The sequence below is a fragment of the Streptomyces sp. NPDC047453 genome (assembly GCF_040643155.1).
In the GTDB taxonomy this organism is placed as follows: domain Bacteria; phylum Actinomycetota; class Actinomycetes; order Streptomycetales; family Streptomycetaceae; genus Streptomyces.
Genome location: NZ_JBEYTS010000028.1, coordinates 85,200 through 98,350 on the forward strand (window position 1 = coordinate 85,200; position 13,151 = coordinate 98,350).

General features: G+C 74.5%; 13 protein-coding genes. 9 read left to right on the forward strand and 4 right to left on the reverse strand.

All coding sequences use genetic code 11. The features are described 5' to 3' along the window. The first annotated feature begins 15 nt into the window (after nt 1-15). The gene (locus ABZ818_RS23865; protein ID WP_361418046.1) at nt 16-1,611 is read left to right on the forward strand and encodes an FAD-binding oxidoreductase; all 1,596 of its coding nucleotides are present in this window, start codon (nt 16-18) and stop codon (nt 1,609-1,611) included. 75 nt (nt 1,612-1,686) lie between these two features. Then, nucleotides 1,687-2,568 carry a YegS/Rv2252/BmrU family lipid kinase gene (locus ABZ818_RS23870; RefSeq protein WP_361418049.1) on the forward strand — a complete coding sequence of 294 codons (882 nt, stop codon included), beginning with the start codon at nt 1,687-1,689 and terminating at the stop codon, nt 2,566-2,568. Nucleotides 2,569-2,624: 56 nt separating this feature from the next. Here ABZ818_RS23870 and ABZ818_RS23875 read toward each other — a convergent pair whose 3' ends face one another. Beyond that, nucleotides 2,625-2,990, reverse strand: coding sequence for a transglycosylase family protein (locus tag ABZ818_RS23875; RefSeq protein ID WP_361418052.1), 366 nt, complete (start codon nt 2,988-2,990; stop codon nt 2,625-2,627). Nucleotides 2,991-3,218: 228 nt separating this feature from the next. On the opposite strand from ABZ818_RS23875, the gene ABZ818_RS23880 reads away from it, so the two are divergent. The 7 genes from ABZ818_RS23880 (at nt 3,219) to hypE (ending at nt 11,374) form a co-directional block, all read left to right on the forward strand. After that, complete coding sequence (locus ABZ818_RS23880) at nt 3,219-4,928, forward strand: enoyl-CoA hydratase-related protein (protein ID WP_361418055.1); 1,710 nt, start codon at nt 3,219-3,221, stop codon at nt 4,926-4,928. After that, complete coding sequence (locus ABZ818_RS23885; RefSeq protein WP_361418058.1) at nt 4,925-5,527, forward strand: hydrogenase maturation protease; 603 nt, start codon at nt 4,925-4,927, stop codon at nt 5,525-5,527. The genes ABZ818_RS23880 and ABZ818_RS23885 overlap by 4 nt, the downstream gene beginning before the upstream one ends. A 61-nt stretch (nt 5,528-5,588) precedes the next feature. Continuing rightward, the gene (gene hypB, locus ABZ818_RS23890) at nt 5,589-6,362 is read left to right on the forward strand and encodes a hydrogenase nickel incorporation protein HypB (RefSeq protein WP_361418061.1); all 774 of its coding nucleotides are present in this window, start codon (nt 5,589-5,591) and stop codon (nt 6,360-6,362) included. After that, entirely contained in the window at nt 6,359-8,734 is a 2,376-nt protein-coding gene (hypF, locus tag ABZ818_RS23895; RefSeq protein WP_361418064.1) for a carbamoyltransferase HypF, read from the forward strand. The genes hypB and hypF overlap by 4 nt, the downstream gene beginning before the upstream one ends. A gap of 72 nt (nt 8,735-8,806) precedes the next feature. Next, nucleotides 8,807-9,139: a HypC/HybG/HupF family hydrogenase formation chaperone gene (locus ABZ818_RS23900; protein ID WP_361418067.1), complete on the forward strand. Its 333-nt coding sequence runs from the start codon at nt 8,807-8,809 to the stop codon at nt 9,137-9,139. Continuing rightward, nucleotides 9,139-10,299 carry a hydrogenase formation protein HypD gene (gene hypD, locus ABZ818_RS23905; RefSeq protein WP_361418070.1) on the forward strand — a complete coding sequence of 387 codons (1,161 nt, stop codon included), beginning with the start codon at nt 9,139-9,141 and terminating at the stop codon, nt 10,297-10,299. Before ABZ818_RS23900 ends, hypD begins: the two co-directional genes overlap by 1 nt. Further along, nucleotides 10,292-11,374, forward strand: a complete 1,083-nt coding sequence (gene hypE / locus ABZ818_RS23910) for a hydrogenase expression/formation protein HypE (protein WP_361418073.1) — start codon at nt 10,292-10,294, stop codon at nt 11,372-11,374. Before hypD ends, hypE begins: the two co-directional genes overlap by 8 nt. Before the next feature lie 72 nt (nt 11,375-11,446). On the opposite strand, the gene hypA is transcribed toward hypE, so the two are convergent. From hypA to ABZ818_RS23925, 3 genes are all read right to left on the reverse strand, one after another. Further along, nucleotides 11,447-11,806: a hydrogenase maturation nickel metallochaperone HypA gene (gene hypA, locus ABZ818_RS23915; protein WP_281157088.1), complete on the reverse strand. Its 360-nt coding sequence runs from the start codon at nt 11,804-11,806 to the stop codon at nt 11,447-11,449. A gap of 61 nt (nt 11,807-11,867) precedes the next feature. Further along, nucleotides 11,868-12,464: a DUF5947 family protein gene (locus tag ABZ818_RS23920; RefSeq protein WP_361418076.1), complete on the reverse strand. Its 597-nt coding sequence runs from the start codon at nt 12,462-12,464 to the stop codon at nt 11,868-11,870. Continuing rightward, entirely contained in the window at nt 12,461-13,057 is a 597-nt protein-coding gene (locus ABZ818_RS23925; RefSeq protein WP_361418079.1) for a NifU family protein, read from the reverse strand. The genes ABZ818_RS23920 and ABZ818_RS23925 overlap by 4 nt, the downstream gene beginning before the upstream one ends. Between the last annotated feature and the right edge of the window lie 94 nt (nt 13,058-13,151).

A 13,151-nucleotide genomic window follows, 5' to 3' on the forward strand; every position in this document is an offset into this window, starting at 1 on the left:
GGTGAGGAACACCCCATGGACATGCTGTGGAGCGGCTGGGGCGACCCGGCCAGGGCCACACCGCTGCCCGAGCCGGTGACCGGACTCCTGCGCGACCTGCTCGGCGTCAAGCCCCGCGAGACCGGACCGGTCGCCCTGGAGGAGATCCGCGTCCCCGCCTCACCGCTGACCGCGGACACGCTCCGCGCCCTGGGCGAGGCCGTGGGCGACGAGGCACACGTCCGCACCGACGCCGGGTCCCGGATCCGCCACACCCGCGGCAAGTCCACCCCGGACCTGCTGCGCATCAGAGACGGCGACGTCACGGACGTCCCGGCGGCCGTGGTGCTCCCCGCGGACCACGACGACGTACTCGCCGTGCTGCGCGCCTGCGCCGCCCACGGCCTGGCCCTGGTCCCGTTCGGCGGCGGCACCTCGGTCGTCGGCGGTCTCGCCCCCGAGCGCCGCCGCCCCTTCGTCGCCCTGGACCTGCGCCGTATGAACCGGCTGCTCGCCCTGGACCCGGTCTCCCGCACCGCCACCCTGCAAACGGGCCTGCGGGCCCCGCACGCGGAGGCACTGCTGGCCGAACACGGCTTCACCCTCGGCCACTTCCCCCAGTCCTACGAGTGGGCCACCCTCGGCGGGTTCGCCGCCGCCCGCTCCAGCGGGCAGGCCTCGGCCGGCTACGGCCGCTTCGACGACATGGTGCTCGGACTCACCCTCGCCACCCCCGAGGGCACCGTCGAGGCGGGCCGCGCCCCACGCTCGGCGGCCGGACCCGACCTGCGCCAGCTCGTCCTCGGCTCCGAGGGCGCTTTCGGTGTCATCACCTCGGTGACCGTGCGCCTGCGCCCCCTCCCGCAGACCCGCGTCCACGAGGGCTGGCGCTTCGCCTCCTTCGAGGAGGGCGCCACCGCCCTGCGCCGGCTCGCCCAGGACGGGCCGCGCCCGACAGTGCTGCGCCTGTCCGACGAGACCGAGACCCTGATCGGCCTCGCCCAGCCCGACGCCATCGGAGCCCTGGACGTCCGGCAGGGTGCCGGCTGTCAGGCGATCGCGGGCTACGAGGGCACCGCGGAGGACACCGCGCACCGCAGGCGGCGTGCGGCGGCCGTGCTGAGCGAGTGCGGCGGCACCTACCTGGGCGAGGAGCCGGGGGAGCGCTGGGCCCACGGCCGCTACTCGGCGCCCTACCTGCGCGACTCCCTGCTGGACGCGGGCGCGTTCGCCGAGACGCTGGAGACCGCCGCCTTCTGGTCCCGCATCCCCGGGCTGTACGCCTCCGTCCGCGCGGCGCTGACCGCCACGCTCACCGAATCGGGCACCCCGCCCCTGGTGATGTGCCACATCTCGCACGTCTACGAGAACGGCGCCTCGCTGTACTTCACCGTGGTCAGCGCCCAGGGCGACGACCCGGTGGCGCACTGGGCGCCCGCCAAGCGGGCCGCGAACGAGGCCATCCTCGCCGCGGGCGGCACCATCAGCCACCATCACGGCGTGGGCACCGACCACCGCGACGGGTACGTCCGGGAGGCCGGACCGCTGGCCATCGAGGCCCTGCGGGCCGTCAAGCGCAGACTGGACCCCGACGGCCTGCTGAACCCGGGCGTTCTGCTGCCTCTCGACTGACCCAGGCTGCCCCTCGGCCGACCCCGGCCCGGCACCGTCCGCGACCGCCCCCTTTCCGTCCCGGAGGCCCCACCGATGCGACAGTTCACCGCCATCGTCAACCCGACCGCGGGCGGATCCGCCGGGGCCGCGGCGCTGCTGCGGGTGGCCAGGCTGCTCCGGGAGGCCGGCGCGGGCGTGGAGACCGAGTACAGCCGCAGTCTCGCCCACGCCCAGGAACTCGCCAGCCTGGCCGGGGAGCGCGACCGCGTCGTGCTCGCTGTGGGCGGCGACGGCATCGCGGGCGGCGTCGGCGGAGCTCTCAGCGGCACCGGCACCCTCTTGGGCCTGGTCCCTGCGGGCCGCGGCAACGACTTCGCCCGCGCGCTGGAACTGCCCGCCGAACCGGCGGAGTTGGCCCGGATCCTGCTCCACGGCACCCCGCGCCGCGTCGACACCATCGAGGTGGAGTCGGCCGCGCACCCGCGCACCGTCGTCCTCGGCAGTGTGTACGCGGGCGTCGACGCGCTCGCCAATCGGCACGCGAACAACTCCCGGCTGCTGCGCGGCGCCGCCTCCTACTACGCGGGCGGGCTGCGCGCCGTGGCCACCTGGCGGGCGGCGACCTACCACGTCACCGTCGACGGCGAGGAGCACACCCACCGCGGCTACACCGTGGTGGCCGCCAACTCCGCCTACTACGGCTCCGGTCGCATGATCGCGCCCGGTGCCCGCGTCGACGACGGCCTGCTCGACGTGGTGATGATCCGCGAGGCACCGCGCCGGCTCTTCTTCGCGCTGATGAACGAGCTGAAGTCGGGCGCGCACGTCGAGCGCCCCGAGGTGCGGATCCTGCGGGGCAGACGGATCCGTGTCGCCGCCGACCGCGAGGTGCCCTACGGGGCCGACGGCGAGGTCGAGGCGGTCCTGCCCGTCACGGCCCGCGTGCTGCCCGGCGCGCTCGCCGTGCTCTGCTGACCACCCAACGGCTCAACTGGCGGGCAGAGAGAGACACTTGGGCGATCGAAGTGATGTCAGGAGCAGCCCCACGCCGACATCCCCTGGAGGACGGCCAGTCGCCCGGCCACCCTGATCTGCTCTCTGCGCGAGGCCAGGTCCGCTCGGCGCGCATACTTCAGCCCTCCCGCGGCGATCCAACTGGACTGGCGGAACTGGAGTCCGCCGTAGTATCCGTTGCCGGTGTTCGCCCTCCAGTTGCCGCTGGACTCGCACGCGGCGATGGCGTCCCAGTCGGGGCTGAGACCGACGGCCGGGAGCGCCGTCGCCTGGGGTCCGCCGGCCAGTGCCGCGGTGGTCGCCGCGACCAGCAGGGTTCCGCGCAGCGCGCGACGGCGAGGGTGGCGGCCGGGGGCCCTGTCGATATTCTGCTGACAGATCATATGCAGACTGTTACATCATATGATCAGAAAGTAGTGAATCGACGCGCCGGGTACCTGACCGTCGAGGTGCTGACGGCCGGCGAGTCAGTGGCTTCGCCCTCGAGGGTCCGTGCAACGCGATCCGGATGGGGGGCCTGACGCGGACGGCGGACGCGGTCTGACGCAGACGGACGAACGCCCCGCCGGGGTCCTTCCCGGAGCCTCACGAACCGGACACCATGCCCCGTCATGGACATTCTGCTCGTCGTCAGCGCGTTCAACAGCCTGTCGCAGCGCGTCTACGCCGAACTGGCGGACCACGGCCACCACGTCGACGTCGTACTCGCCACACCGGGCCCCGACGCCGTCCGCACCGCCGTCGCCGAGACGAACCCGGAACTCGTCATCGCGCCGATGCTCAAGACCGCGCTGCCCGAGGACGTGTGGCGGGAGCACACCTGCCTCATCGTGCACCCCGGCCCACCGGGCGACCGGGGCCCCTCCGCGCTGGACTGGGCGATCGCCGACCAGGCACCCGACTGGGGCGTGACGGTCCTTCAGGCCGAGGCGGCGATGGACGCCGGGGACATCTGGGCGGCCATGCCGTTCCCGACGGCGCCCGTCGGCAAGAGCGACCTGTACCGCAACGAGGTCTCCGACGCCGCCGTGGCCGCCGTACTGCTGGCCGTACGGCGCTACGCCGAGGGCTCCTTCAAGCCGCTGCCGCAGAGCGACCCCGCCACCCGCGTCGTCTGGCGCGGCTTCCTGCGCCAGGAGCGGCGCCGCGTCGACTGGGAGAACGACAGCACCGCGACCGTGCTGAACAAGCTGAGGGGCGCCGACTCGCAGCCCGGAGTCCTCGACGAACTCCTCGGCCGTGAACTGTTCCTGCACGGCGGCCACCCGGAGGACCAACTGCGCGGCCGCCCCGGAGAACTGCTCGCCACACGGGCGGGAGCGGTGTGCCGCGCCACCCGGGACGGCGCCGTGTGGATCCCGGAACTCAGGCCGCGCAAGAACTCCGGCGACCCGGCCCCCTTCAAACGCCCGGCTGCCTCGGTCCTCGGCTCGACCGGTCTCCCGGAGGCGGCCGTACCGCTCGAACTGCCCCCGGGGCGGCGCACCTGGACCGACATCCGCTACCGGCAGCGCGGCGACGTCGGCTTCGTCGCCTTCTCCTTCCCCGGCGGCGCGATGAGCACCGGCCACTGCCGCAGGCTGCTCGCCGCCTACCGCCACGCGCTCACCCGCTCCACCCCGGTACTCGTCCTCGGCGGCGCCCGCGACTTCTTCTCCAACGGCATCCACCTGAACGTCATCGAGGCGTCCGACGACCCGGCCGCCGAGTCGTGGGCCAACCTCAACGCCATGGACGACCTGGTCGAGGCGGTGCTGCACACCACCGACCGGCTGGTGGTCGCCGCGCTCGGCGGCAACGCCGCCGCGGGCGGCGTCATGCTCGCCCTCGCCGCCGACGAGGTGTGGTGCCGCACCGGCGCCGTACTCAACCCGCACTACCGCAGGATGGGCCTGTACGGCTCGGAGTTCTGGACGTACACCCTGCCGCGCCGGACCGGCACCGGGACGGCCGAGAGGCTGACCACCGAGGCCCTGCCGGTGAGCGCCGCCACCGCGCACGGCCTGGGCCTGGTGGACCGTCTCGTGCCCGTTCCCGCGGGGGAGTTCACCGCCGAGGTCGACCGCATGGCGGCCGGGCTCGCGGACGCACCCGACCTCGGCCGGCGGATCGACGCCAAGGTGGCGGTCCGCGCACGAGACGAGGCGCTACGGCCGCTCGCGGACCACCGGCGCGCCGAACTCGCCCGGATGCGCGACATCTTCTTCGACCCCGCCGCCCCCTACCACGCGCTGCGCTCGGCGTTCGTCCGCAAGCTCCCCGGCGCCTGCGCCCGCCCCCTGTCCGCGGCCGTCGCTCCGCTCACCGGAGGCACCCGATGACGCCGCCGTCCGGCACCCGGCTCCTGGTCGCCGGCGTCGGCAACATCTTCCTCGCCGACGACGCCTTCGGCCCCGAGGTGATCCAGGCCCTCGGCTCCCGCCCGCTGCCGGCCGGGGTCCGGGTGCGGGACTTCGGCATCCGCGGCCTGGACCTCGCCTACGAACTGCTGGACGGCTACGACACGGCCGTCCTGGTCGACGCGGCGCCGCGCGGCCACCGGCCCGGCACCCTGTCCCTGATCGAGGCGGAGCTCCCCGACGCCGAGGCCGGCGCCGCGGCCCCGCCGGAGGCCCACGGCATGGACCCGGCCAAGGTGCTCGCCCTGGCCGCACACCTGGGCGACGGTCCGCTCCCGCGCGTCCTCGTACTCGCCTGCGAGCCCCAGGTGCGGCCCCGCGGCGACGAGGACATCATGGCCGGGCTCAGCGACCCGGTGCGCAAGGCCGTCGCCCCGGCCGTCGAGGCCCTGCACACCATGGTCCCGGTGCTGCTCGCCGACCCCGCGGCCACCCCGCCGTTGGTCCGCACGGAGGAATCCGCCCCCGCGCACACGGCTGCGCTCCCGCACCTCGCCACCGAAGCAGCCGAAGATCGGTGAGGGGCCCCGCAAAACCCTCCACCATCCTCCCCGCCCCGAGCCGACCCCGAGGAGCAGCGCCATGTGCCGGTCCGTCGACGTCAAGCAGGCCGTCCTCGCCAAGAACGACGACCTCGCCGCCGCTTTGCGCGGCGACCTGGCCCGGCAGGGCGTGGCCGTCGTCAACCTGCTGTCCAGCCCCGGCAGCGGCAAGACCGAACTCCTCGGCCGGGTGCTGGCCCGCGCCGTCGAACGGGGCGTCCCGGTGGCCGCGCTGACCGCGGACCTGGCGACCGAGAACGACGCCCGCCGGCTGGCCCGCTCCGGCGCCCCGGTGCAGCAGGTGCTCACCGACGGACTCTGCCACCTGGAGGCCCGGCAGGTCCGTACCCGGCTGGAGGGCTGGCTGCCCGAGGGAACGGCGGTGCTGTTCGTGGAGAACGTCGGCAACCTCGTCTGCCCCGCGTCGTACGACCTCGGCGAGACCCTGCGGATCGTGCTGATGGCGGTGACCGAGGGCGAGGACAAGCCGCTGAAGTACCCCACCGCGTTCGGCTCCGCCCACCTGGTCGTGGTCACCAAGACCGACCTGGCCGAGGCCGCCGGCTTCGACGAGACCGCCTTTCGCGCCCATGTGCAGCGGGTCAACCCGGGGGTGGAGATCGTACGGACCTGCGCGCGCACCGGCGACGGCGTCGACACCGTCCTGGACCGGGTGCTGGTCGCCCGCGACGGCGCCCCGCTGCACCGGCCGCCGCTCACCCCGAGGCCCCACGTCCACGAGCACGCCGCCGACGGGGAACAGGCCCACGACCATCACACGCAACCGCACCCGGCGACCACCCCCGCCTCATGACCGCACCCGTCACCGGCCCGGTGCGCCGCCGGCTCACCGTGCGCGGCACCGTGCAGGGCGTGGGCTTCAGGCCCTACGTGCATCGCCTCGCCGCCGACCTGGCGCTGGCCGGCTTCGTGAGCAACACCGCCGCCGGCGTGCTGATCGAGATCGAGGGCCCGCCGGACGACGTCACCCGGTTCTGCGACCGGCTGGCCCGGCAACCGCCCCCGCTGGCCGCCGTCACCGGCGTCGGCCTGGAGGACCTTCCCGCCACCGGCGCAACCGGCCCGTTCGCCATCCGCGCCAGCGAACACGCCCCGGGACGCACACACCTCCCGCCCGACACCGCGACCTGCGCCGACTGCCTGCGCGAACTGGCCGACCCTGGCGACCGCCGCCACCGGCACCCGTTCATCACCTGCACCCACTGCGGCCCCCGCTTCACCATCGCCACCGCCATGCCGTACGACCGCGCGGTCACGACCATGGCCGGCTTCCCGATGTGCCCCGCCTGCGCCCGGGAGTACACCGACCCCGCCGACCGGCGCTTCCACGCCCAGCCCGTGGCCTGCCCCGACTGCGGCCCACGGCTGCGCCTGGTCCCCGCGGCGGACAGCGGGCTCCGCCCGGCACGGGACACGGACGCCTTGGCGGCGGCCCGGGCCCTGCTCGCCGCCGGACGGATCGTCGCCGTCAAGGGTGTCGGCGGCTACCACCTGGCCTGCGACGCCACCGACACCCGCGCCGTAGCCACCCTGCGGGCACGCAAGAAACGCGGCGGCAAGGCGTTCGCCGTGATGTGCGCCGACCTCGCCGCCGTCGAGCGGATCGCCGACCCGACCGACCGCGAACGGGCCGCGCTCAGCGGCCCGACGCGGCCCATCGTCCTGCTGCGCCGGCGCGCACGCCCGGACGGGCTCCGCCTGTCCGACGAGGTGTGCCCCGGCAGCCCCCACGTCGGCGTGATGCTGCCCTACACCCCTGTGCACACCCTGCTGTTCGGGCTGCCCGGCGATCCCCTCGGCCCCCGCGTGCTGGTGATGACCAGCGGCAACCGCTCCGGCGAACCGATCGTCACCGACGACGAGGAGGCGCTGACCCGGCTCGCCGGGCTGGCCGACGCCTGGCTCGCCCACGACCGGCCCATCGCCTCCCCTTGCGACGACTCCCTGCTGCGGGTACGCCCCGACGGCACCGAACAGGTGCTGCGCCGCTCCCGCGGCTACACGCCCCGCCCGCTGCGCCTGCCGCTCGCGGTGCGTCCCGCGCTCGCCGTGGGCGGCGACCTGAAGAACGTCCCGTGCGTCGGCGACGGCGAGCAGGCCTGGTTCGGGCCGCACATCGGCGACATGGGGGACCTCGCCACCCAGGAGGCCGCCCGGCGGGCGGAACGGCACCTGCTGCGCCTGACCGGAGTGACCCCCGCCCTGGTCGCCGCCGACCGCCACCCCGGCTACCACTCGGCCCGCTGGGCACGCCGCCGCGCGGCCGAACTCCTGGAGCCGGAGCCCGTACTGGTCCAGCACCACCACGCGCACATCGCCTCGGCGATGGCCGAGCACGGCCTCGACGGCACCACGCCCGTCATCGGCGTCGCCTTCGACGGCACCGGATACGGCGACGACGGCACCGTCTGGGGCGGCGAGTTCCTGCTCGCCGACTACACCGGCCACCGCCGCTTCGCCCGGCTGGCCCCCGCCCCGCTGCCCGGCGGCGACGCGGGCGTGGCCAACCCCTGCCGGCTCGCCCTGGCCCGGCTGTGGGCCGCGGGACTGCCCTGGGACCCCCGCCTGCCCAGCGTCGCCGCCTGCGCACCCGACGAACGGTCGCTACTGCGGCGGCAGTTGGAGCGCGACCTGGCCTGCGTGCCGACCTCCAGCACGGGCCGGCTCTTCGACGCCGTGTCCTCCCTCGCGGGCGTGTGCCACCGCGCGGGGTACGAGGCGCAGGCCGCGCTGGAACTGGAGGCGGCCGCGACCCTGGCCCGGGACGCCGACAGTGCGGCGTACCCCTTCGCCATCGCCGACGGACCCGGCCCCCTCGGCTGCGACCCGGCGCCCATGCTGCGGGCGCTCCTCGACGACCAGCGGCGCGGCACCCCGCCACCGGTCCTCGCGGCCCGCTTCCACCGGGGCCTCGCGCGGGCCGTCGCGGAGATCTGCCACCGCGCCCGCACGGCCACCGGCCTGACCACCGCCGTGCTCAGCGGCGGTGTCTTCGCCAACGGCTTGCTGGAGGACGAGTGCGCCGCGCTGCTCACCGCGGACGGCTTCACCGTTCTGCGCCACGGCGAAGTCCCCCCGAACGACGGCGGACTGGCCCTCGGACAGCTCGTGGTCGCGGCACACGAGCGGCACCAGCGGCGGCGTCCGGAAGCCGCCGCCGTATGAGCCGACCGGGCCGGGACCCGCGCGAGGGCCGCGGGGCCGGCGGACGACAGACAGCGACGAGACGGAGTGACCATGTGTTTGGCAGTGCCCGGCAGAGTCGTGGCCATCGACCACCGCGCCGACCCGCTCACCGGTCTGATCGACTTCGGCGGGGTGCAGAAACAGGCGTGTCTGGAATACCTGCCCGATGTGCGGGTGGGGGAGTACGTGATCGTCCACGTCGGGTTCGCCCTCCAGCGCCTGGACGAGGAGTCGGCCCGCGCGTCCCTGGAGCTGTTCGAGCAACTGGGACTGCTGGAAGAGGAGTTCGGTGACGCCTGGGTGCAGGCGGCCGAGCAGGCCGGCGACCCGGCCCCGCCCGTCCCCGGGGCCGAGGAACGCGAGAAGAGCGGGAGTGAGGCCTGATGAAGTACATCGACGAGTTCAATGACCCCGGTCTGGCCCGGCGGCTGCTGGACGAGATCCGCGCGACGGTCACCCGGCCGTGGGCGCTGATGGAGGTCTGCGGCGGCCAGACCCACTCGATCATCCGGCACGGCATCGACCAACTGCTGCCCGAGGAGGTCGAGCTGATCCACGGCCCCGGCTGCCCGGTGTGCGTGACCCCCCTCGAAGTCATCGACAAGGCACTGGCGATCGCCGCCCGCCCCGACGTGACCTTCTGCTCGTTCGGCGACATGCTGCGGGTGCCGGGCACCGACCGGGACCTGTTCCGGGTCAAGGGCGAGGGCGGGGACGTACGGGTGGTGTACTCGCCGCTGGACGCCCTCCGGCTCGCCCGGCAGCGCCCGGACCGGCAGGTGGTGTTCTTCGCCATCGGCTTCGAGACGACCGCTCCCGCCAACGCCATGGCCGTGCACCAGGCCCGCCGCCTGGGCCTGGACAACTTCAGCCTGCTGGTCTCGCACGTCCGGGTGCCACCGGCCATCGAGGCGATCATGACGGCCCCGGCCTGCCGGGTGCAGGGCTTCCTCGCCGCCGGGCACGTGTGCAGCGTCATGGGCACCGCCGAGTACCCGGACCTGGCCGAGCGGCACCGGGTACCGATCGTGGTCACCGGCTTCGAACCGCTGGACATCCTCGAAGGCATCCGCCGGGCCGTGCACCAACTCGAGCGCGGCGAGCACCGGGTGGAAAACGCCTACCCGCGCGCCGTGCGCGAGGCGGGCAATCCGGCCGCCCTGAGCATGCTCCAGGAGGTCTTCGAGGTGGCCGACCGGTCCTGGCGCGGCATCGGACGCATCCCCGCAAGCGGCTGGCGGCTGTCCGACGCCTACCGCGCCTACGACGCCGAGCACCGCTTCGACGTCGCGGGCATCCGCACCGAGGAGCCCGCCGTGTGCCGCGCGGGCGAGGTCCTCCAGGGCCTGATCAAGCCCACCGAGTGCTCCGCGTTCGGCACCGCCTGCACCCCGCGCACCCCGCTCGGCGCCACCATGGTCTCCAGCGAGGGTGCCTGCGCCGCCTACTACCTGTACCGCCGGATGACCGGACAGGCCTCGCCGGGCGCCCCGGCGCCGCAGGGCTCCCGCATCCCGCAGGAGGAGATGAACCCCGTTGGCTGAACTGGCTTCCGCGGCGGCCGACGCCCCCGTCGACCCGGCGAACTGGACCTGTCCCGCCCCCCTGCGTGACCAGCCGGTCGTGGTGATGGGCCACGGCGGAGGCGGCGCGCTGTCCGCCGAACTGATCCGGGACGTCTTCGCCCCGGCCTACGGCAACCCGGTCCTCGCCGCCATGGGCGACTCCGCCGTGCTCCACCTCGGCGGCACCCGGCTGGCGTTCTCCACCGACTCCTACGTCGTCAGGCCGCTGTTCTTCCCGGGCGGCAGCCTCGGCGACCTGGCGGTCAACGGCACCGTCAACGACCTGGCGATGAGCGGCGCCCGGCCCGCCTACCTCTCCGCTGCCTTCGTGCTGGAGGAGGGCGTGGAACTGACCGTGGTCGACCGGATCGCACGTGCCATGGGTGCGGCCGCCGAAGCCGCGGGCGTCACCGTGGCCACCGGCGACACCAAGGTGGTGGAGGCCGGACACGGCGACGGCGTGTACGTCACCACCGCCGGGGTCGGTGTCGTGCCCGAGGGAGTGGACATCCGTCCGCAGCGGGCCCGGCCGGGCGACGCCGTCATCGTCAGCGGCCCGATCGGCCTGCACGGTGTGGCGATCATGAGCGTCCGGGAGGGCCTGGAGTTCGGCGTCGAGGTCGCCAGCGACACCGCGCCCCTGGGGGACCTGGTGGCCGCCATGCTGGCCGTCACCCCTGACATCCACGTGCTGCGCGACCCCACCCGGGGCGGTCTCGGCGCCTCCCTCAACGAGATCGCCCGCGCCTCCGGCACCGGGGTCCGGCTGCGCGAACGCGCCATCCCCGTCCCCGAGGCGGTCGCGAACGCCTGCGGATTCCTGGGCCTCGACCCGCTGTACGTCGCCAACGAGGGCCGGCTCGTCGCCTTCGTGCCGCCCACCGAGGCGGAGGCCGTCCTGGAGGCGATGCGTGCCCATCCACAGGGCGGCGGAGCCGTGCTCATCGGCGAGTGCGTCGCCGACCATCCCGGCATGGTGGTCGTCGCCACCGGCCTCGGCGGCACCCGGGTCGTCGACCTGCCACTGGGGGAGCAACTGCCGCGCATCTGCTGACCATTGGAGCCGAGAGGCTCCTGCCGGTGCACGACGCACCGGCAGGGGCCTCTCGGCCGCCTGGCGGGCCCGTCAAGGCGCGGGCGACGGGGCGGGTTCGATGGCGGTGATCTCCAACTCCCGTCCGCTGCGCAGGTCCCGCGACGGACGGTCGCAGTGCGGGCACCAGAAGAACGGGGGCATGCCGACCGGGAACTCCGTGTCGCACGGGACGCAGTAGGCGTGCGCGGTCACCTGCTCGACGACGAGCCGGGCCCCGGCCAGGGCGGTGCCCTCCCGGGCGACCTCGAAGGCGAAGCTCAGCGCGTCGGGTACGACCCCGGCCAACTCGCCCACCCGGACCGTCACCACCGACACGGCGCCCGTCCCCTCGGCCCGTGCGGCCTCGTCGGCCTGCTCCACGATGGCGGTCGCGATCGACAACTCGTGCATGTCGGTCAGCTCCGATCGGCCAGTTCCGTCCGGTCAGTTCCGTTTGGTCAGTTCTGCTTGGTCAGTTCTGTTCGGTCAGCTCCGCGAAGAACTCCTCGACGGCGGGCCACACCCGGCCCCCGCCGGACAGGCCCCGCCACTCGCGGCGGACCACGGCCAGCATCCGGAAGCAGTCGTCGACGGGCACGATCCAGTGGTGGTCCAGGCCCTGGACGGTGTTGACGAGCAGCGCCTCCACGTCGGGCTCCATGGACGCGAGTTCGGGGAACCGGGTGGTCAACTGCCGCCAGACCGCCGCGTCCACCTCCCACCGCATGGCACCCGCCGGGCTCGGGCCCTCGGCGGTGACCGTGCCGTCGGCGCGCGGCACGAAGAAGACCAGACCGACCGGCACCCCCAGCGCGGCCGTGTCGACGCGCGGAAGCCGCACCCGGCGCCGAGGGACGAGCCGGTAGTGCCCGCCACCCGCCCCGTCCTCGGCGAAGAGCACCGAGCAGGGGCCGCAGGCGCACCGCACCTCGGCCTCGGCGGTGTCGTAGAGGTGGCGGTGGTCCTCGGGCACCGGCGCGGCGCACAGATCGCACACCTCGCCCGGTGCCGCGGAGGCCCGGCCGGCCGAGGAGCGGATGAGGCGGGCCAGCGCTCCGTCCCCGCTCACCGTGGCTCCTGCGACCGTGGCGCACCCCGGCGCGCGAGCGTCTCCAGGGGGACGAACGCGGGAGCCGCCTGCCGCTCGGACACGCCGGGCACCGCCTCCACCGCCGCCAGTTCCGGAGCGGCGGCGAGCACGGCCGCACGGACGGCGCCGGTCACGTCGCCCGTGGCGCCGCCGCATCCGGAACCGCACCCGCCGCCGCCCGTGGTCACCCGCACCCGGGCCACCTGTTCCTCCAGGCCCATCCACTCGACGTCGCCGCCGCGCTCCCGTACGGCCGGGCGCAGCCGTTCGACGGCGCGCGCCGCCCGCCGCTCGGGCGGCTCGGGGTGGATCTCGTGCAGGACCAGCAGGTGGCCCACCAACTCGTCCTCGGCCAGACGCAGCGTCAGTTCGGGGTCCGCACGGTCGAGGACGCGGCCCAGGGCCTCGCCGTAGACCTCGGTCAGCAGCCGCACCGCATCCAGGGCGGACCGCACGGTCGGTCCCGGAGCGGACTCGAGCCCCGCGAGGAGTTCGTCGAGCCGGGCGAGCCGCGCCTCGACGTCCGGGTCCGCGAGCCGACCGGACCGGGCGTCCTGCTCCGTGTCAGGCATGTTCGGCTCCGTAGGTGGGGGTGTGGGTGGTGGTGAGGGTTTTGCCGTTGCCGAGGTACATGTGGACGCCGCAGGGGAGGCAGGGGTCGAAGCT